The sequence below is a fragment of the Sphingomonas canaveralia genome (genome assembly GCF_047238125.1).
Classification (GTDB): Bacteria; Pseudomonadota; Alphaproteobacteria; order Sphingomonadales; family Sphingomonadaceae; genus JBDFMH01.
Map to the genome: position 1 here is coordinate 1,789,195 of NZ_JBDFMH010000001.1, position 19,167 is coordinate 1,808,361.

Sequence of the window (19,167 nt, forward strand, 5' to 3'; positions counted from 1 at the left end):
GGTCAGAACTCCACCCTGTCACCGCCCTTTAGGTCCAGCATCGCACGGGCTTCCTCCGGCGAAGCAGGCTCATGACCCATTTCCGCGAGTATCCGGACGATCTTTGCGACCTGCTCTGCATTCGACGCGGCCATCACCCCACGCTCGATGAACAAGCTGTCTTCCAATCCGACCCGGACATGGCCGCCAAGCAATGCCGCCTGGGTCAGGAACGGCATCTGGTGCCGGCCCGCCGCCAGCACGGACCATCGGAAGGCATCGCTGCCGAAGAGCCGGTCGGCGGTCGTCTTCATGAACACCAGATTTTCCAGATCGGGTCCGATTCCGCCCAGCACGCCGAAGATCATCTGTATGAAGAAGGGAGGACGAACCAGACCGCGATCGACGAAGTGCGCCAGATTGTAGAGGTGGCCGACGTCATAGCATTCATGCTCGAACCGCGTGCCCGCCCCGCTGAGCGATTCCAGAATAAAGGCAATGTCGCGGAACGTATTGCGGAAGATATAGTCGTCCGAATTGACGATATAGTCGCGTTCCCAATCATGCTTCCAATCGGTGATCCGCCGCGCCGCATCGAAGAAGGCAAAATTCATCGATCCCATGTTGAGCGAACACATTTCGGGCTTGAAAGCGAGTGCCGCCCGCAGGCGTTCGGCCACCGGCATTGTGGCCGATCCGCCGGTCGTGAGGTTCATCACCGCGCCGGTCCGCTGCTTCAGCACCGGCAGGAACTGCTCGAACACGTCCGGATCGCCGGTGGGGCGGCCATCTTCGGGCACACGCGCGTGCAGGTGGAGGATGGACGCGCCGGCCTCGACGGCGGCAACCCCCTGATCGATGATCTCCGAGGGCGTGATCGGGAGCGCCGCGGACATGGTCGGCGTATGCGCGCCGCCGGTCAGCGCACAGGTGATGATGACCTTGCTCATCGGGTGCCGAGCAAGCGCTGAAGGCCAAGACGATCGGCGCAGATCTGAATGCGTTCGACACGGCCATGCGCCACATCGGCAATAGCCGCGATGCTGAGGGCGATCGGAGCGCCGCTCGCAGCGCCATCGTCGAGCCCGCCGCGATAGTCGCCCGTTACCACGGCGTGAAAGGCGGCGCGGGGGCCGGCCGAGAACAAGGTGGACAGCGTCACTGCCCGCGGCACGATGAGGTCGACGATCCTCGGCCCCTCGGCCGCGACATCCTCGACGCAGCCAAAATCGAGTGCCTCCAGCCAGCTGTGTACGGCCTGCTCGGTTGCCTCGTCGGCATCCCGCACCGGCTCGTCCCAAGGAGCCGGATGCGGGGGCGCGACCGGATCGACTTGGCCCGATTTCTGCTGGCGCTTTCGGGCGAGATAATCTTCTTCGGCCCAACCATGCACAATCCGGCCATTGCCGATGCGGAAGAGGGTGATGCCGCCCCATGCGGCGGCACGGCCATCGCGTGCCGAAACGCCATGCTCGGTAAAGCGCAGCGCCATCGCGTCCGAAGAGAAGACCGTATCGTGGGCGGTCACCACAAGACCCGGGAACAAATCGAGCTGCGCGGCGGTCGCAGGCAGATAGACGTCGTCGCGGCCGGCCAGCCGGTGGCCGCTGATCGAGAGGCAATAGGCCGGATCCATGATCCGCTCGACGACATGGTTGTCGTGCCCCGTCAGAAAATCATTGGCGAACCCGCGGAGTAGGCGCGCCGGCAGCGGCACTGTCATGTGAGGCCATCCCTCAATTCGCGTTTCAGGATCTTGCCGGACGCGCTGCGCGGGAGCGCGGACACGAAACGGATCGAGGTCGGGCATTTGTAGCGCGCCAGCCGCTCGCGCAGCCATTCGATCAGTGCCGCTTCGGTCGGCACGCGACCCGCGCGGGCGACAACATAGGCGCGCGGCGTTTCACCCCAGGCCGGGTGGGGCACGCCAACGACCGCCACTTCCGCAACGTCGGGATGATGCGCCAGGATATTGTCGATCTCAGACGGGTAGATATTCTCACCGCCGGAGACGATCATGTCCTTGTAGCGATCCTGGATGAACACATAGCCGTCAGCGTCGCGAAATGCGGCATCGCCTGTGCACAGCCAGCCGTCGCTGGTGATCGCCGCTGCGGTCTCGGCGGGTTTGCGCCAATAATCGCGCATGATCGCTGGAGATCGCAGCCGGATCTCGCCGATCTGACCAGCTGGCTGGCGTTGGCCCGTCGCTGGATCGACAATTTCGAGCTCGACCCAGGGCATCGGCCGGCCGCAGGATCGCAGGCGCCGCGCGCCTGCGCCGTCCGGATCATGATCCTGCGGATCGAGCGTAACGACGGTACCCGCGGTTTCCGTCATGCCGTAGACGTGATGAAAGCCCGCCGCGAACATGGTGATTGCGCGGCGCAGCAGCGCTTCGCCGATCGGCGCCGCCCCGTAGAGAAGATGGGGCACGTGCGGCGGAACGATGCCCTGCGCCTCGGCATGGTCAACCAGCCGCTGGATGACGGTGGGAACGAAGAAGGCGTGCGTCACATGATGGCGGGCGAGCAACGCTAGCAGGGCGCCGGGATCGGTCGCACGAGTCAGCACCGTCTCGCCACCCTGGGAAAGCGCGAGCAGCCCGTACCCGATCCCGCCGATATGGAAGAGCGGCATGGCGACGAGGTTCACGCTATCAGGCGTGAACGACCACAATTCGCCCGCCATTCGCCCGAGATAGGAAAGGTTGCGGTGGCTGAGTGTCGCGCCCTTGGCCCGGCCTGTCGTGCCGGATGTGTAGAGCAGCAGGACGGGAGCATCGGGCGCGGCAGGGTCAACCGGTCCGGCTGCGGCGGTGTCGCGCCATGCAGGATAGTCGGCCTCGACATCATAGCTGCGCCAGCCGCGGGGAGGCGGGAGCGCGGTGGCCAGATCGTTGGAGACAAACAGCAAGTGCGGCTCGGCATCGGCCAGGATCTCGTCGATCTCGCGCGGCGACAGGCGGATGTTGATCGGCACGAGGATCGCGCCGGCCTTCGCGCATCCGAACAGCAGCTCGAAGAAGGCCGGCGACGCGGGGGCCAGAATGCTGACACGATCCCCGGCCACGATGCCGGCCGCCTTTAACGCCGCGGCCACCCGATCGCTGGCGTCATCAAGATCGGCGAAGCTTGCCGTCCTGTCTTCGAACGACAGACAGGCGGCTTCGGGCCGCGCCGCCGCCTGCCGCGTCAGCATGGACACCAGATCCTCGGGCGGGGCCGGCTGCGCCATCAATAGCTCTTCGGCAGGCTCAGGCTGTGTTGGGCGACATGATTGAGGATCATCTCGCGGCTCACCGGCGCGGTCTTGTGCAGCCGCGCGACGAACCAAAGGTCCGCCAAACCATATTCGTACGAAAGGCCATTGCCGCCATGCGTCTGGATTGCTTGGTCGAGCGCCTTCAGCGAGGTTTCCGCCGCCAGGAATTTCGCCATGTTGGCAGCTTCGGCAGCATCCTCGCCGGCGTCGAACAGCTGAGCGGCGCGCGCCGCCATCAATCGCGCGGATTGCACGCCGACATAGCTCTCGGCCAGGGGATGGGCGACACCCTGGTGGGCGCCGATCGGCGTCTTCCAGACTTGGCGATCACGCGCATAGCTGGCTGCCTGATCGAGAGCGAACCGCGCGATCCCGTTGTTGATCGCCGCGGCCGCCACGCGCTCGGGATTGAGGCCCACGAACACCTGTTTCAAACCTGCCCCGGCTGTGCCGATCAAAGCTGAAGCCGGCAGCTTCACATCGTCGTAGAACACGGTGAATTGCTGTTCGGGCACGCGCAGCGCCGAATCGATCCGGTGCCAGCTTATGCCTGGCGCATCAGTGGGCGCGATGAACAGCGAAAGCGCGGATCGCTCGGGCGTCGAACGCGCCTCGTCGCGTGCAACGATGAGCACGGCGTCGGATTCGTCGATGGCGGACGTCCAGTATTTCGATCCGCTGATCGTCCACCCGTCCGCCGTCTCGCGCGCGACGGTCGACACGTTGTGCGTGTTGGAACCGGCATTGGGCTCAGTGATGCTGAACGCCATCCGCTTGGTGCCGGCGGCCAGGCCAGGCAGCCAGGTCCGCTTCAGCTCGTCCGATCCATGCGCGGCGATGATCGGCGCGCAAATCGAGTTGATCACCATCGCCAGCAGCGGACAGCCGTGCGCAGCGACTTCCTCGATCACGACATAATAGTCGGCGAGACCGCCGCCACCGCCACCATGTTCTTCAGGGATGTGAACGCCGAGAAAGCCTGAGTCGCCAAGCGCTTGCCACAGCGCATCCGGGGTTTCCCCGCGGGCATACACATCCTGGAAATATTTGCGCCCGAACCCAGCCATCAGCTTGGCGACGCTGGCGCGCAGAGCGGCATGATGTTCGGATAGGTCGACGAGCGGCGTCTGGAACAACATCGTCATCAATAAGCTCCGGTCATCGCGGCCACGCGAAGAAGCCCCGGCCCGACTTTTCGCCGAGCCGCCCTTCCGCAACCATGTCTTCTAGGATCTTGGGCGGCGCGAACCGCGAACCGTGCGCCGCCTCAAGCGTGCGTGCGATATCCAGCCGCACATCGAGGCCGACGATGTCGCTTAGCCGCAGCGGGCCGACCGGGTGGCGATAGGCAAGCACGGCGGCCCGATCGATATCCTCCGCACTGGCGACCCCGCTTTCTAGCATCCGCATCGCTTCGAGCGACGCGATCAGATCGAGGCGGCTGGTCGCGAAACCTGGCACGTCGCGCACGACGAGCGCTTCCTTGCTCAGCCAGCTAACGAAGGCACGCGCCTCTTGCACTGCAGCGCCCGAGGTATCCGCCCCGCGCACCAGTTCAACGAGCTTCAGCGACCAGACGGGATTGAAGAAATGCATCCCTAGGAAGTTTGCAGGCTGTGCAACCGCGGCGGCCAACCGGTCGATCGACAATGCGCTCGTATTGCTGGCAAGCAGGGCGGGCGTGCGCGCCGAGGCCTCTGCGAGCACCGACAGTTTCAGTTCCAACCGCTCGGGCACCGACTCCACGATCAGGTCGAGCCCGTCCGGGAGGCCGCTCGTCCTGTCGATGACGACAATTCGTGCGATCAGGCCTGCGGCCTCTTTGTCGGTCAGCTTGCCGCGCTTCACCGCCCCACTGGCGGCATCGGCTATGGTCACGCGCAGTGCGTCGACCCGCGCCGCATCCGGCTCGACGACAAGAACATCGCCGCCCGCCTGCGCCGCGACATAGGCGATGCCCACGCCCATGGTGCCGCCGCCGATGACCGCGACCCGCCTCATCGCCCCTGCCAGTCCGGCAGCCGTTTCTCGGCAAAGGCGCGCGCGCCTTCCTGCGCGTCCTGTGAGCCAATGACCGCTTCGGCAAGCGGACGTTGCAGGTGCCACTGCTCGTTTTCGGCCCAGTCACGCGCCTCGCGCATGATCCGCTTGCTCATCATCACCGAAAGCGGCGCATTGCCGGCAATCTCCTCGGCGAGCGCCAAGGCGGCGGCAAGCGCGCCGCCCGTGGGTACCACGCGGTTGACCAGCCCCCAGCGGTGCGCGGTTGCGGCGTCCATACGCGCGCCGGTCAGCGCATATTCGAGAGCGATCGCCTGCGGTATGCGCTGGCCAAGCCGGATCAGGCCGCCGGACCCTGCGACCAGCCCGCGCGCTACCTCGGGCAAGCCAAATATGGCCCCTTCGCCCGCCACGATCAGGTCGCACGCCAGCGCCAGTTCGCAGCCGCCGGCCAGTGCGAAGCCTTCGACCGCAGCAATCAGCGGCTTGCGTGGCGGTGCCTCGCATACGCCGGCGAAGCCACGGCCGGGCAATTCCGGCCGCTCCCCGCCGACGAAGGCCTTGAGATCCATTCCCGAGCAAAAATTCCCGCCAGCTCCGGTCACGATCCCGACACGAAGATCATCGCGTGAATCCAGATCGTCGAGCGCAGCTGCGATCGCCGCCGAGACCGCCTGATCGACGGCATTTCGGCGCTCGGGGCGATCGAGCGTTATCGAGAGGACACGTCCGTAGACCGCGACCCGCACCGGATCCCGCACAATGCTCATTCGGCCGGGGCCCCTGCCTTGTGCGACGGCAGTTCGGCGATCAGCTCGGGGGCGATATTGCGTTCGCCCTTCTCGTCGATGTGGCGCTGGATGCGATCCTGGATCGCCGCTCCGATCTTGCCGGCAAGCTCGGGCCGCGATGCGCGGCATTCCGCTTCGGAGATGACGCGGTTGTCCGGCATCGCGTCGACCCGCGGCATCACGTAGCGCGCGAACATTTCGTAAGACTTCTTGGTCCGGTCCCAGTCCGCCCAGTTGGTGCCGAACAACACAAGCGTGCCGAACCCTCCCGACTGCTTCTTCAGTCGTTCGATCTGCGCGACCGCCTCGTCGGGTGTGCCGATCACCGCCATGTGCGAATCGAGCATGGCATCGACCACATCTCCCCCGCCCGGCACGATCGGCAGCGCCGCGACGTTGCGCAGATAATCCGCCCAGCCCTCGATGCCGAACTGCACGTCCTTGCGGGCCTGCTCGGCCGTCTCGGCGATATGCATCGGCGCGACGAGTCGCCAGTTTCTGCGATCGACCACCTTGCCGTTGTCGCGCGCGATCTCCTCGCAGATCGCCCAGTTCGAGGCGAGTGCGTCGAACGCCGCGCTGGCGGTCGCGCCGAACGACAGCATCCCGATCCCGTTCCGCCCCGCCGCACGCGATCCCGTTGGAGAGATCGTGCTGGCCGCAATCATGTCGATCGACGGACGCGTGTAGGGCGTCATGTGAATGCGGGCATTCTTGAGCGTAAACCAATCGGTCTGGTGCGTCACCGTCTCACCGCGCATCAGGCGGGCGATCACGTCGATCGCCTCATCCATCATGTCGCGCTGCTTGGCGACCGAGATCCCCATCATCTCGGCATCCGACGCCAGCGACCCTGGCCCCATGCCCAGCATCACGCGCCCGCGCGTCATGTGGTCGAGCTGGCTGTAGCGTTCGGCCAGCATTAGCGGATGATGATAGGGGACCGAACTGACCGCAGATCCTAGCATGATCCGCGAGGTGCGCTCGGCCGCGGCCGCGATCATTACCTCCGGACTCGCGATCGTCTCCCAGCCGGCAGAATGATGCTCACCGTACCAGATCTCGTCGAAACCCAGATATTCGAGATGCTGGGCAAGTTCGAGGTCGCGCTGAAGGCACAGTGTCGGATTCTCGTTCAGTGGATGATGCGGTCCGCAAAACACGCCATACCGAAGCTTATTGGTCATTTCGGTTCTCCCGTATCGCTGCAATCTGTTGAGCTGCGCCTGACGGGGTCAGGCCACGGCAGCCTGCAGATCGACATCCATTTCCGCCGGAGCGGTTGCCGCGAAAGAAGGCCGCCGCTCGATGATCTCGCCGAACCGCGTCAGTGCCGGGTAGCGACGGCGCCAGCGGATAGCGTCGATATCCGGACTGAGGCCGGCAGGCACCACGAATTCTAGGATCAGCAGTGTTGTCCCGACTGCGATATCGCCGAGATCGATGATATCGGGTGCGCCCCGACTTTCGTAGAGCCGATCAAGCTCGGCCAGCGCGCCGAACACCTTGCGGGTCTGTCGATCGACCCATGGCTCACTCGGATCGGGACGGTGCAGCTCGAAAATCAGGCTTTGCGCGAACTCCATCAGACGCTCGCCCAGCATCTGCCGCTTGCGAGCCGCAAGGCGGGCGTCGGGATCGCCCGGCAGCAACGGCGGCTCGGGATAGCGCGTCTCCAGCCATTCGAGGATGAAGGGGGAGTCGTAGATGCGCTCGCCATCGTCTGCGACCAGGATCGGCAGCTGCTCCACAGGACTATAGTCCGGTGTGCAGGTATTCCCTCCCCACGGCACGTCGTAGCGGACGACATAGTCCAGACCCTTTTCGAGCAGCGCGATCGCAACCTTCCGACCGAAGGGGCTGGGTCGGGCGTTGATCAGGGTGAATGGCATCCAGAATCTCCTGCCACCGCGCCCGTCAGAACCGGAACCGCGCTTCGACGAGGAAGGTGCGCGGGTCACCGGGGACGGCGGTATTGACTGCAAAAAGGCTGCTGAAACCCACGCCGCCGACAAAATAGGTTTCCTTGAAGGCGTTCTTCATGATTGCCGCCAGCGACCAACCCGCCTCGACATCGTCCACACCGATCCGGAAGTTCGCGACCGTGTATTTCGGCAGCTGCGTGCCGGGATTGAGGGTGGTGCCTGTCGAGCTGAAGAAGGTCGAAGATTGCGAGTAGACGTCACCCCGCAAATTGAGCCGCAAGCGATCGTTCAGCGGGATATTGGCATCCGCGTAAGCAACACCGGACCATTTCGGCGTATCCGGATAGGTTTCGAATGCCACTGCCGGGTTGCCGAGGACCGAGACGATGTTATCAGTGAAGCGGGCATCGGTGTAGTTTAGGTTGCCACCGACTGTTAGCCAAGGCGTGGGATTGATTGATCCGTCAAGCTCGAAGCCCGTGATTTCTGCCTTTGGCACGTTCACGGTAATGCCGGCAAGGCTTCCGAAAATCTGGACATAGTTCGAACGCTGGATGTTTTTCACCCACATGTTGTACACAGCCAGGTTGACGCGGATCGGTACACCGATATTGCCGCGATATTTGATACCACCTTCGATGTCGGTCGCGATCTCCGGTCGATATTCGCCGCCGGCCTCATTGCCGAAGCCAGGCACCGGTGGGGCGAAATAGTTGAAGCCGCCCGACCGATTGCTGCGCCGCGTGACGGCGTACAGCAGCAGGTTCGAATTCAGCTGTTCCTGAACACCAAGCTGCCAGCTCGCCTTTTTGAAAGTATCTTTCTGCGGGTTCACGAAGGCAGGGTTCGGGTTTGTGATGAAGAAGTCGTCAGACTTGCGCGCGAACTTGACCTTCTCGAACGAGTAACGGACGCCAGCTGTCACTCCTAGCCCCTCAACACCCGTCATTTCGCTCAGATCGAGTGTGCCTTGGCCGTATCCGGCAATTGTCTTGTTCGTCGTCACGCCATTGTTGATCTGGATCGACGCGGGAATGAATGGCTCGAACTCAAAAATTCGGCTCAGGGAGCGGGTATTGTCGCGCTCATTGGAATAATAGACGCCGATCACATAATCGAGCTTGCGATCAAAGGCTTTACCGATCAGCTGCAGCTCTTCCGAGAATTGCCGCAGGGTACCACCGCGACCGACCTCGCCATTGTCGTCCGCCGTGAATACCGTGCCGTCGAATTCACCGGCATCCTGCTGCCGACGATGGACATAACCAATGATATTCTTGATTTGCGTGTCTTCCGCAATATCGAGCGTACTCACATTCGACACGATCAGAATGTTGGATCGGTGAAAGTTCGGCGCGTTGAGATTGACGCGGAACGGCCCGCGCTGCTGCTGAGCGGCAATCTCAGCGTCGAAGCCGGCCGGATTGACGCCTGGATGGCGGGCTAGATAGGCGTCCCAGGTGCCCGGCCCCAAGACGGAGTCGACGGCAGGCGAATAGAATAGATTGGTCGGCACAAACGCGGGACCGGCGCTTGCAGGCCGACCCGAATAAGCAACGCCAGAGATGCTGTTTCCGCGCGCCCGCGCATAATCGACGACCAGAGTATTGTTGAATGACTCGGAAGGTTTCAGGGTCAGGCTGCCACGCGCATTCCAGCGGCGTACATTGCCCAGCCGGCTGTCGTTGAAGATGTTATACTGGAATCCATCGCGGCGCTGCCAGAACCCTGCAACGCGAAGCAGGACGCGATCATCGACGATCGGCAGGTTGAGCGCGCCTTCGGCCTGATAATGATCGTAATTGCCGACCCGCGCCGCTGCGTAGCCTTCGAACTCATTGGTCGGGCGTGCGCTCGTGAAGAGCACGGCGCCCCCCGTCGAGTTGCGACCGAAGAGCGTGCCTTGCGGCCCCTTGAGGATCTGGATCGACTGCAGATCATAGAATGCTGTCGAGCCGGACCCACCCACCTGGACTTCATTGAAATAGGGCAGCACGCTCGGCCGCGAGCTGCTGAATGCGTCTACCGTCTGCCCGCGCAGAGAATAGTTGAGCTGATTCGACGTTTGCCCCGCTTTGACTGTGAGGCCGGGAACTGCCGTCTGGAGATCGCTTTCGGAGATGATCGCCTGCTTCTGCAGACTTTCTCCGCTTACGGCGGCGATCGCCACGGGGGTGCGCTCCAGCGCTTCCGATCGGCGCTGCGCTGTAACGATGATATCGGCGTCGTTCGATATCGCTGCCGGCGCAACCGATGGTGCTGCTGGCGGCTGTGGTCCGCCGATGGCGTCCTGCGCCTCCGCCGCCCCCGCTAAAGCGGTGACCAGCGCGAAAACCGAGACACAGCTGACATGCTTGAAGATCATTCGACATCCCCTCGCTCGACCGTCTTACGCGATCACCGGCTATCAATTACAACACAGGTGTTGAACCGTCAACGCTATCGTTGCATATTCTGGGAAGGGAGTTCGATCCAGCCGTCGCTCCGCCCATCCCGGGGCGGTGGCCCATCTCGCGTCACGGCGTCGTCAACTATTCCGTGGAATTAGGGGTGTAGCGATTGCTCGACGGACAAGATCATGCTTTGGAGGGGCTATGGGCCGGACCGTAGCAAGTGGAAGGCGCCAGGCCGCTGCAGAGGCGGATCGCAAGACATACGAAGCCAAACGCAAAGAAATCGCAGAAGCCGCCGTGCGGGTGTTCGATCGCCTCGGATATGACCGTGCAAGCATGGGCGCTGTCGCGGAGAGTCTCGGAGTGGATCGCTCCTCCCTTTATTACTATTTCGCGTCTAAGGCCGACTTGTTCGACGAAGTCGTGCGCTCGGTCGTTGAAAAAAACCTAGAGACCGTGCGGGCCATCTCAGCGACCGCCGCCCCTCCGCCGAAGATTCTACGGCAAATGATCATCGCATTGATGACATCTTACGGCGACCATTATCCGCTCGTCTACATATACATCCGCGAAAATCTAAGCCAGGTCAGCAACGACCGCAGCGAATGGTCGCGTGACATGCGCGAAAAGAACCGCCTGACGGCGCAGACGATGATCGCAGTCATCGAAAGAGGTTTTGCAGATGGCAGCTTGCGACGCGTTGGTCCGGCAGAAGTCGTCGCTAACGGCCTGTTCGGAGTCATCGGCTGGACGCATCGCTGGTTCAGGCCCGATCGCAGCGATCTTTCTGCTGAGCAGATTGGCGCCATATATGCCGATCTCATGATGGCCGGGCTCGAAACAGTCTCCGACGCCTGACTTATTGCTGCATCATGCCCGCATCGATGACATGCTCGGCACCCGTGATATAGGATGCCTCATCCGAAGCGAGGAACAGGACCAACGCCGTCACCTCGTGGGCTTCGCCGATCCGTCGCATCGGGATCAGAGACGTGGCATCCCCGCCCCCCTCGTCGGTGCCTTCCACCATCATCGGCGTGTAAATGAAGCCGGGGTGGACCGAATTTACGCGGATACCATCTGCGGCATATTCGATCGCGGTCGCCTTTGTCATGCCCCGCACGGCAAATTTGCTCGAAACATAGGCCGCATTAGGGAATCCGTAATTCGCACCCAGGCCCGAAACAGAAGAGATGTTGACGATCGAGCCGGCGCCAGCCCGCAGCATGGATGGGATGACCGCCTTCATCCCTAAAAAGACGGCGGTTTGGTTGACCGCGCAAACCCGCGCATACGCATCCTCATCCAAGTCGGCCGTGCGCACGCCGGGGCCGAGTATGCCTGCATTGTTCACCAGCACCGTAACAGGGCCGAACGCCGCCTCCGCTTCCGCAACGACCGCCCCCCAGCGTCCGCCGTCAGCAACGTCGTGCACCATGAAGCGGGCGCTATCGCCCAACTCTTGGGCCAAGGCTGTGCCCTGATCGATCCGCATGTCGGTTAGCATCACCTTGGCTCCTTCGGCAACGAAACCGCGTGCGTGGGCCTCTCCCATGCCGCGGGCTGCACCGGTGATGATTGCGACCTTGCCCTCCAGCCTCCCCATAATGTTCTCCTAACCCAACAATGCACTCAATATGGCGATTCAAGACCCGAGAGGATCATCTCGGCGAAGACTTTTCCGATTTCCTCAGGGCTTTCGGACCGGTCCGGTCGAAACCATCGATGGGTCCAGTTCAGCATTCCAAGGATACCGTAGGCGACCGTCCGGGCCGATCCGACCCGGCGGAAACTGCCATCTGCAAAGCCCTGCTCGATGATGCCGATTACCGACTGTTCAATGCTTCTGTTCAGCCGGCGCATCTCGCGCGACCATTCGGACCGCTTGTCACTCACATGCGCCAGATCCTCGCGGATGTAGATGAACAGCAGCGGATAATTGGCCGCGTAAGATGTCATGAGCGCCGTCACCAGTTCGCGCAGCTTGCGATTGGGGTTCATCTGGCTCTCGGTAATGCGGCGTGCCAGCGCATCATTCTCCTCGATGACGCTTCGCGTGATTTCGTCGAACAGTTGGTCCTTGGAGGAAAAATAATAATAGAGTGTGGCACGGTCCACGCCCATATCTGCCGCGACGGCCGACAGGCTGGCACCCTTGTAACCCCGGCTGTTGAAAACACGTACCGCCGCCTCGGCGATCTCTTTGCGACGCTGCTGATAGGCCGCGCTTGAATCGCTGTTGGCGGCAGCACGGCGCTGTCCGATCAGGGATGGCTTGGTCACGCTCATGCTCTCCATGTCGGCCGGTTCAGTCATCGATGGCCCCTGCATGAAGCGTGCATGGATAGGTCGGTCAACCCCGCGGTGCCCCTGCCACATAAAGCACCTGGCCGGTCACGAAGCCGGCCCGCGCATCGGCAAAAAAGGATACCGCGTTCGCAATGTCATCCGGCGTGCCGCATCGGCCGACCTGGATAGACCGAAGCGCCTGATCGACCATCGCCTCGATCGTGATGCCGTTCAGTCGAGCCACCTCACGGGTCATGTCGGTCACCACGAAGCCTGGTGCGACGGCATTGGCGGTGATCCCGTGCGGACCCAGCTCGATCGCAAGGGTTCTGGTCAAACCCTGGATACCCGCCTTGGCAGCAGCGTAGTTTGCCTCGCCGAGCGCGCCAAGCGCAGCGATGCTCGAAAGGTTCACGATCCTGCCCCATCCTGCAGCGCGCATGTACGGCTGCACTTCGCGACACATGAGGAAGGCCGATCGCAGGTTTACCGCGATCACCGTTTCCCACTCGTCCAGCGTCATCTTCGCCAGCGTGCGATCGCGCAATATGCCTGCATTGTTGATGAGAATCGTCGGCTGGCCGAGGAGGGACACGACCGTGCCGACGGCCCGGCGCACGGCAGCCTCGTCCGATACATCGCAGGCGACGGCGAGGCATCGCTGCCCACATTCTTTGACAGCAGCCGCTGTGCCTGCACATGCGGCCTCTTCGAGATCGAGGACGGCGATATGACAGCCGTCTTCGGCAAGCCGCCGAGCGATCGCGGCGCCGATCCCCCGCGCGCCGCCCGTCACGATTGCGATACGCGTCTGCATGCCCGGTTCCGTCATGCTGGCGCCAGCATTTCTGCGGCGCGCTGGCTCAGCAAGAACTTGCGCGCCCGGCCCGAAGCGGTGGTCGGTATCGCCGACGCATCGACAATCAGCACATGGCGCGGCACCTTGAATCGCGCCAGTCGCTCCGCGACCAATGATACGAGTTCGTCCGGCGCGACCTGAGCCGCGTCACGCAAGACCACGAATGCGACGCCGACTTCGCCCATTCGGTCATCGGGCAATGGCACGACATGCGCCGCGATGACCGCGGGGTGCGTCGTCAGCAGATCCTCGACCTCGGTCGGCAACACCAGTTCGCCACCGCAGCGGTAAGATTCCTTCGATCGGCCGACCAGCGAGATATAGTCGTCCGCATCGATCCGGCCGAGATCACCGGTCCGCAGCCAGCCATCGGCGTCGAAGGCAGCGGCGGTCGCTTCGGCGTTGCGGAAATAGCCCGATGTCACGCCCGGCCCGCGCGCGCGCAGTTCGCCGACTTGGCCGCACGCCAGCGTGCGATCGGTCTCCGGATCGACGACACGATACTGCACGAGCCGTCCCTTCAGCGCATCGTCGCCCGCGGGGCCGACGTCACGCAGCCTGCCGTTGGTCGTGAGCAGGCGCTCTTCGGGATCATGGGGTCGTGTGACCGTAGTCGAGGCGGTGGTTTCCGTCATCCCGTAGCCGGTGGTGATCTCGGCGACGCCCAGAATGTCGCGCAGGCCTGCCCACACCCGCTCCGGTGCGCGTGCACCGGAAGACAGCGCACTGCTCAGCGTCGTCAAATCGTACGCCCCGGCTTTCGCGCCCTCAATCAGGGCCAGCGTCATCATGGGAATCAGAAGAGCGTCGGTCACACGATGGCGCGCGATCGCTTTGAGCATCGAGTCCGCGTCGAACTTCAGCTGCGGTACGATCGCGCCGCCAACCCACAGGACCGCGAGCATCCCCTCACAATAGCCGAACACGTGATACATCGGCAGTGCGAAGACGATGCGGCGGCCGTCCTCGAAGGCACGGGCATAAGCCGATCCGAAGCTCGTCCTGGTAAGCATGTCATGCGTCAGCATGACCCCCTTGGGCGGGCCGGTCGTGCCGGACGTATAGATGATGTCACAGAGATCGTCCGGTGCAACTTGAACCGCGGGACACGCCATATCGCCGGCCAGATCGGCGAACTGCATCGTGCCGGGGCGCGGCGGCGCTTCCCCCATTGGCAATACGACGACCTGTCGCAAACCGCTCGTTCGATCATCCGAGCCGCTACCCCAGTCGGGATTGATTTCGTCGAGCATCGCCAGATAATCGAGGTCGCGAAAGCGATCCATGGTCACCAGCATTACGGCGTCCGACTGTTCGAGCACGTAGCGTAACTCGTCCCGTCGATTAAGGATGTTAACCGGCACCGCCACTGCGCCCGTGCGCGAGATCGCGAACTTCAGCGCCACGAATTCGACCGAATTGCCGAGGACGATCGCGACCCTGTCCCCTGGCTGGACCCTGTTTGCAGCAAGGCCGGCGGCAAGGCGTGACGACCACTCGGCTATCTCGGAATAGGTCCAAACCCGTCTATCGTCGAGGACAAAGGGCCGATGCGGAAAGCGTGCGGCGGCCAGGTCCAGCGCGCCATGCAGCGTGAGGGGTCGCCACGGAGCGAATTGCGCTGCCAGCGCGCCCTGGCGCGCCGAGATCCTCATCATACGTCCTCTCTCGCCGATCGATTCTTCGCCGTTTCGAGCGTTTCGATTGCAATCAGACCTAGCCCAGTGTGAAGCCTAGTCAATGGCCACGTTGACGGTTAGAGATTTCGCCCGCACCTTTGCCTTCCATCAACCGCCGAAACGAATCAACGATACCGTTGACGATCCGGATACCAAGTGGCATACCGAGCGGTGTGGAGAGGATGCGTATGGTGGAGACAGTCGATCTGGTGATCGTTGGCGCGGGGTTCGCCGGGCTGCGCGCGTTGCACACGTTTCGCAGCATGGGCCTCTCGTGCATCGTGCTGGAAGCTGCGGATGCGATTGGCGGTGTCTGGCAGTATAACGGCTATCCTGGCGCACGCTGCGATGTCGAAAGCTATGACTATAGCTATCGTTTTTCGCCGGAACTGGAACAGGAATGGCGTTGGAGCGAGCGTTACGCCACTCAGCCCGAGATCCTGCGATACATCAATCACGTGGCCGACCGCTTCGACCTGCGTCGCGACATCGCGCTGAAGACGCGCGTGGTGCGCGCTGCTTATGATGCCGGTTCGATGCGCTGGAAAATCGCGGCCGAAGATGGCCGACACTGGACGACGACCTATTTCCTTCTCGCAGTGGGCCAGCTGTCGACACCTAAGGACACCGTGTATCCAGGACAGGACAGTTTCACGGGGCAGATCATCTACAGCGCGCGCTGGCCGAAGGAGCCGGTTGACTTTAGCGGCAAGCGCGTCGGGATCATCGGCACCGGTTCGTCCGGCGTACAGATGACGCCAGTAATTGCGCGCCAAGCCGATCATCTTACCGTTTTTCAACGAACGCCAAATTTCTCGATCCCCGCCGCCAACTCTCCGGTTACCGAGGAAGAGGATCGAGCCGTAAAGGCGGATTATCGCGCCCGGCGGGAAGCCGCGCGCAATTCGCCAAGCGGACTTGGTTTCGTGCCCGACAGCCGCGCTGCGACCGACGTCCCGGCTGAGGAACGCGAGGCGGCTTTCGAAGCGGCCTGGGATCGACTGGGCTTCGGCTTCGCACTCACCTTCCGCGACATCATCACCGACGAGGCTTCGAATGCAATTGCTTCGGATTTCATCCGCAGCAAGATCGCCGAGCAGGTCGATGATCCTGAAGTGCGGGACAAGCTGACGCCGCGGGGCTTTCCCTTCGCCACGCGCCGGCCTTCAGTCGACAGCGGCTATTTCGCGACCTTCAACCGACCGAACGTCGCGTTGGTTGATATCGCTGCACAACCGATCTCGGAGATCACGGAGAAGGGCATCCGCACGACCGATGCCGATTATCCGCTGGATATGATCATCTATGCAACCGGCTTCGACGCCTTCACCGGTTCGCTGCTGAAGCCGGAGATCGTGGGCAAGGGTGGTGTGACATTACGCGAGGCATGGGCGGCAGGCCCGCAGAGCTTCCTCGGCCTGTGCGTTCATGACTTCCCGAACATGTTTATCATCGTCGGTCCCGGCAGCCCTTCCTTGCTGAGCAACGTCCTGCTTTCCTCGGAGGAGCAGATCGACTGGCTGGCACTGCTGATCCAGCATTGCCGCGACCGCGGGATTGCGGAAGTCGAGGCAACCAAGGATGCGCAGGATGCCTGGGCGTCGACGCTCAACGATCAGGCGCGAAAGACACTCTACCCGCTGGCGGCTTCCTTCTACATGGGCGCCGAAATGCCGGGCAAGCCGCGCGTATTCATGCCCTATGCAGGTGGCGTGCAGCGGTATCGCAGCATCCTCGAATCCGTCTCGGAAAATGGCTATGCCGGGCTGATGCTGCGCGAGAAAGACGTGGTGGACGCCTGAACGCAGGTCGCGCCTTCGGCGCCGGGCTCACGCGCTGAGCACGACCGATCCGCCGTTGCCACCCAGGCCAAGTACCGCAGTCTGCCCGATGGTGGCGCCGACCACCTGATGACCTTCCGCCTCGCCGCGGAGCTGCCACGTCAGTTCACAAATCTGCAGCAGCGCCTGCGCTGTGGTCGCTTCGCCGAAAGAGAGAAAGCCGCCGCTCGGATTTAGCGCCAGTTCGCCAGCACGCGAGAATGCTCCTTCGGCAAGCAGGCGATCGGCATCGCCCGGCGCGCAAAAGCCAAGCATTTCGGGCCAGGCAAGCAAGTGCCAGGCGGTATTGTCGGCAATTTCCAGAACATCGATCTGTGCGGGGGTGATCCCCGCCATGGCCCTTGCGCGCTCGACAGCGGTCACCACTTCTGCCGTATGCGGGACCCCGGGTCGCACCGTAGATGCGATGTTGGGAATGCGCCGGGCGGGGTCGCCGAATGCACCCGTTGCGATGGCGCAGCCCGCCACCCGGATCGGAGCGGACGCTCGCCGTGCGACAGCCTCGCTTGCCAGCACGACAGCGGCGCCTCCATCGCTGACCGCACAGATTTCGAGCAGCCGCAAAGGATCGGCGACCATCGGCGACGCCGCGATTTCGTCGATCGTGATAGGCTTGCGAAAGCGCGCCCGCATATTGCCGGCTGCATTTTCCCGCATCAGCAATGCGGCGCGGGCAAAGCTATCCTCAGTCGTTGCGTGGTCGTGCATGCGCCGACGCGCCTCCAGCGACCAGTAGGCGGGATTCGTTGCACCCATCGCCGCCCAGCGCAGATAATCCTGATCGCTGAGATCGTCGGCTCCGCCTGGCGGGCGGGTGATGAAACCCTTCGGCATGCGCTCCGCCCCAACGGCGACCACGATGTCCTGCGCACCAGATGCCACCATCGACCACGCGGTCTGAAACGCGATCGCACCGGCGGCGCATGCGCCGCCGACGTTGACGCAGGGTATGGGCCGCTCGCCGACCGCTTGCAGCAGTTCATTTGCATGAAGGCCCCAGCCAAGCCCACCACCGAAGCGGGAGCTTGCCGCGACCAGCCCCTCCGCATCGCCCCATTCGAGACCGGCATCCGTCAGCGCCGCAGTGACAGCAGAAATACCAAGCGTCAGCCCGGTCTCGTCCGGCCACTTGCCCCAGGCGTGCGCACCCGCGCCGACGACAAAGACTTGCCGCGTCATATCGTCTCGATCGGAGCAAACATGTAGGTCGTTACCTCATCTCCTGCATCCGCGTAGAGCGCGGCCTCGATCACGCGTACCGGCATGCCGATCGCCAGGTTTTCGAAATTGCCTTCGCGCATCATGCCCATGACCTGCAGCCCCTCGCCCAGATCGACCAGAAGGATCGCATAGGGTGCCCAGTCATCGATGCGGAACGCCGGCGGCGGCGGATATCGCTGGATGGTGAAGCTATGGACGATGCCCGTCGCTGGCAGCAGCACGGGCTCGATGCTCTTGTCGACGCAATCCGGATTGCGGCAACTAATCGCCTGCGGAAAATAGAGCGTGTCGCACGCCGTGCAGCGCGTGCCGACGAGCCGCGTCTGTGCGACGTCGTCGGTCTGGAACAACCCTTTGACGACCGGGCGGCGGGTGGCACCCGTCATAGCGAGAGGATATCCCGCGTTTCGCGGAAGTAGAGCGTACCATCGGACACATCCGTCACGGTCACGTCATGGCGAACATAGCGCCGACCACGCTTCTCGAACTTATCAGCACAGCGCGTGGCGATCCGCACTGTCGCTCCCACCGGGATTGGGGCGATCAGCTCGCTGTCATGGTAGGTGTGGATCGAGCCGATCGAGAATGGCTTGCGATGATCGAACTGTACCGAAAGTACGAAGTGAGAAACCAGCAACGGTGGCACCACTGCCTGGCCGAACGGGGAAGTCCCAGGCTCGGTCCAGCGGTTCATCGTCCAACCTTCGTACCATGGATTGAAGTCTTCGACCGCGTCGGCATACAGAATCACCAGCTCGGGGGTTATATGGAGATCACGGGATTTCTCCTCGCCGATCCTTGTTGCGTCCCAATAGGTTTCTGATCCCTGTTGAAGTCCCGCAATGAAGGCACGCGTCTGCGCTGTCTGCACGGGCGATCGTGGATTCGGATCGTGCAAAGGATTGCCGGACGACATCATACTGCT

Annotated in this window: 18 protein-coding genes; 2 read left to right on the forward strand and 16 right to left on the reverse strand. The window is 62.9% G+C overall.

Translation table 11 applies throughout. The features are described from left to right. Positions 1-2: 2 nt before the first annotated feature. Genes kce through ABC347_RS08845 form a run of 9 tightly spaced genes read right to left on the reverse strand, consistent with a single transcriptional unit; the run spans position 3 to position 10,325 of the window. Positions 3-929 carry a 3,5-dioxohexanoate:acetyl-CoA acetone transferase gene (gene kce / locus ABC347_RS08805; protein WP_413245356.1) on the reverse strand — a complete coding sequence of 309 codons (927 nt, stop codon included), beginning with the start codon at positions 927-929 and terminating at the stop codon, positions 3-5. Continuing rightward, on the reverse strand, positions 926-1,702 hold the full coding sequence (locus ABC347_RS08810; protein ID WP_413245357.1) for an ester cyclase: 777 nt from the start codon (positions 1,700-1,702) through the stop codon (positions 926-928). Before ABC347_RS08810 ends, kce begins: the two co-directional genes overlap by 4 nt. Next, entirely contained in the window at positions 1,699-3,216 is a 1,518-nt protein-coding gene (locus ABC347_RS08815) for an AMP-binding protein (RefSeq protein ID WP_413245358.1), read from the reverse strand. The genes ABC347_RS08810 and ABC347_RS08815 overlap by 4 nt, the downstream gene beginning before the upstream one ends. Then, positions 3,216-4,388 (reverse strand): acyl-CoA dehydrogenase family protein, encoded by a 1,173-nt coding sequence (locus ABC347_RS08820; RefSeq protein ID WP_413245359.1) that lies wholly within the window; start codon positions 4,386-4,388, stop codon positions 3,216-3,218. The genes ABC347_RS08815 and ABC347_RS08820 overlap by 1 nt, the downstream gene beginning before the upstream one ends. A gap of 13 nt (positions 4,389-4,401) precedes the next feature. Next, positions 4,402-5,244, reverse strand: a complete 843-nt coding sequence (locus tag ABC347_RS08825; protein ID WP_413245360.1) for a 3-hydroxyacyl-CoA dehydrogenase family protein — start codon at positions 5,242-5,244, stop codon at positions 4,402-4,404. Further along, a complete protein-coding gene (locus ABC347_RS08830; RefSeq protein ID WP_413245361.1) occupies positions 5,241-6,014 on the reverse strand; it encodes a crotonase/enoyl-CoA hydratase family protein in 774 nt (257 codons plus the stop codon). Before ABC347_RS08830 ends, ABC347_RS08825 begins: the two co-directional genes overlap by 4 nt. After that, positions 6,011-7,222: an LLM class flavin-dependent oxidoreductase gene (locus tag ABC347_RS08835; RefSeq protein ID WP_413245362.1), complete on the reverse strand. Its 1,212-nt coding sequence runs from the start codon at positions 7,220-7,222 to the stop codon at positions 6,011-6,013. Before ABC347_RS08835 ends, ABC347_RS08830 begins: the two co-directional genes overlap by 4 nt. Positions 7,223-7,270: 48 nt before the next feature. Then, entirely contained in the window at positions 7,271-7,927 is a 657-nt protein-coding gene (locus ABC347_RS08840; RefSeq protein ID WP_413245363.1) for a glutathione S-transferase N-terminal domain-containing protein, read from the reverse strand. Positions 7,928-7,952: 25 nt separating this feature from the next. Next, positions 7,953-10,325: a TonB-dependent receptor gene (locus tag ABC347_RS08845; RefSeq protein ID WP_413245364.1), complete on the reverse strand. Its 2,373-nt coding sequence runs from the start codon at positions 10,323-10,325 to the stop codon at positions 7,953-7,955. Between the two features lie 229 nt (positions 10,326-10,554). Here ABC347_RS08845 and ABC347_RS08850 point away from each other — a divergent pair, with 229 nt between their 5' ends. Then, positions 10,555-11,211, forward strand: coding sequence for a TetR/AcrR family transcriptional regulator (locus tag ABC347_RS08850; RefSeq protein ID WP_413245365.1), 657 nt, complete (start codon positions 10,555-10,557; stop codon positions 11,209-11,211). Between the two features lies 1 nt (position 11,212). On the opposite strand, the gene ABC347_RS08855 is transcribed toward ABC347_RS08850, so the two are convergent. Genes ABC347_RS08855 through ABC347_RS08870 form a run of 4 tightly spaced genes read right to left on the reverse strand, consistent with a single transcriptional unit; the run spans position 11,213 to position 15,156 of the window. Further along, positions 11,213-11,959, reverse strand: a complete 747-nt coding sequence (locus tag ABC347_RS08855) for a glucose 1-dehydrogenase (RefSeq protein ID WP_413245366.1) — start codon at positions 11,957-11,959, stop codon at positions 11,213-11,215. 26 nt (positions 11,960-11,985) lie between these two features. Further along, on the reverse strand, positions 11,986-12,669 hold the full coding sequence (locus ABC347_RS08860; RefSeq protein WP_413245367.1) for a TetR/AcrR family transcriptional regulator: 684 nt from the start codon (positions 12,667-12,669) through the stop codon (positions 11,986-11,988). A 37-nt stretch (positions 12,670-12,706) separates the two neighbouring features. Continuing rightward, positions 12,707-13,459, reverse strand: coding sequence for an SDR family oxidoreductase (locus ABC347_RS08865; protein ID WP_413245368.1), 753 nt, complete (start codon positions 13,457-13,459; stop codon positions 12,707-12,709). Between the two features lie 11 nt (positions 13,460-13,470). Then, a complete protein-coding gene (locus ABC347_RS08870; RefSeq protein ID WP_413245369.1) occupies positions 13,471-15,156 on the reverse strand; it encodes an AMP-binding protein in 1,686 nt (561 codons plus the stop codon). Between the two features lie 287 nt (positions 15,157-15,443). Between ABC347_RS08870 and ABC347_RS08875 the strand changes: the two genes are divergently transcribed. Then, positions 15,444-16,982 carry a flavin-containing monooxygenase gene (locus tag ABC347_RS08875; RefSeq protein WP_413247025.1) on the forward strand — a complete coding sequence of 513 codons (1,539 nt, stop codon included), beginning with the start codon at positions 15,444-15,446 and terminating at the stop codon, positions 16,980-16,982. Between the two features lie 27 nt (positions 16,983-17,009). Here ABC347_RS08875 and ABC347_RS08880 read toward each other — a convergent pair whose 3' ends face one another. Genes ABC347_RS08880 through ABC347_RS08890 form a run of 3 tightly spaced genes read right to left on the reverse strand, consistent with a single transcriptional unit; the run spans position 17,010 to position 19,158 of the window. After that, positions 17,010-18,200 carry a lipid-transfer protein gene (locus ABC347_RS08880; RefSeq protein WP_413245370.1) on the reverse strand — a complete coding sequence of 397 codons (1,191 nt, stop codon included), beginning with the start codon at positions 18,198-18,200 and terminating at the stop codon, positions 17,010-17,012. Further along, complete coding sequence (locus ABC347_RS08885; RefSeq protein ID WP_413245371.1) at positions 18,197-18,628, reverse strand: Zn-ribbon domain-containing OB-fold protein; 432 nt, start codon at positions 18,626-18,628, stop codon at positions 18,197-18,199. Before ABC347_RS08885 ends, ABC347_RS08880 begins: the two co-directional genes overlap by 4 nt. Then, positions 18,625-19,158, reverse strand: a complete 534-nt coding sequence (locus ABC347_RS08890) for a MaoC family dehydratase (RefSeq protein ID WP_413245372.1) — start codon at positions 19,156-19,158, stop codon at positions 18,625-18,627. Before ABC347_RS08890 ends, ABC347_RS08885 begins: the two co-directional genes overlap by 4 nt. Between the last annotated feature and the right edge of the window lie 9 nt (positions 19,159-19,167).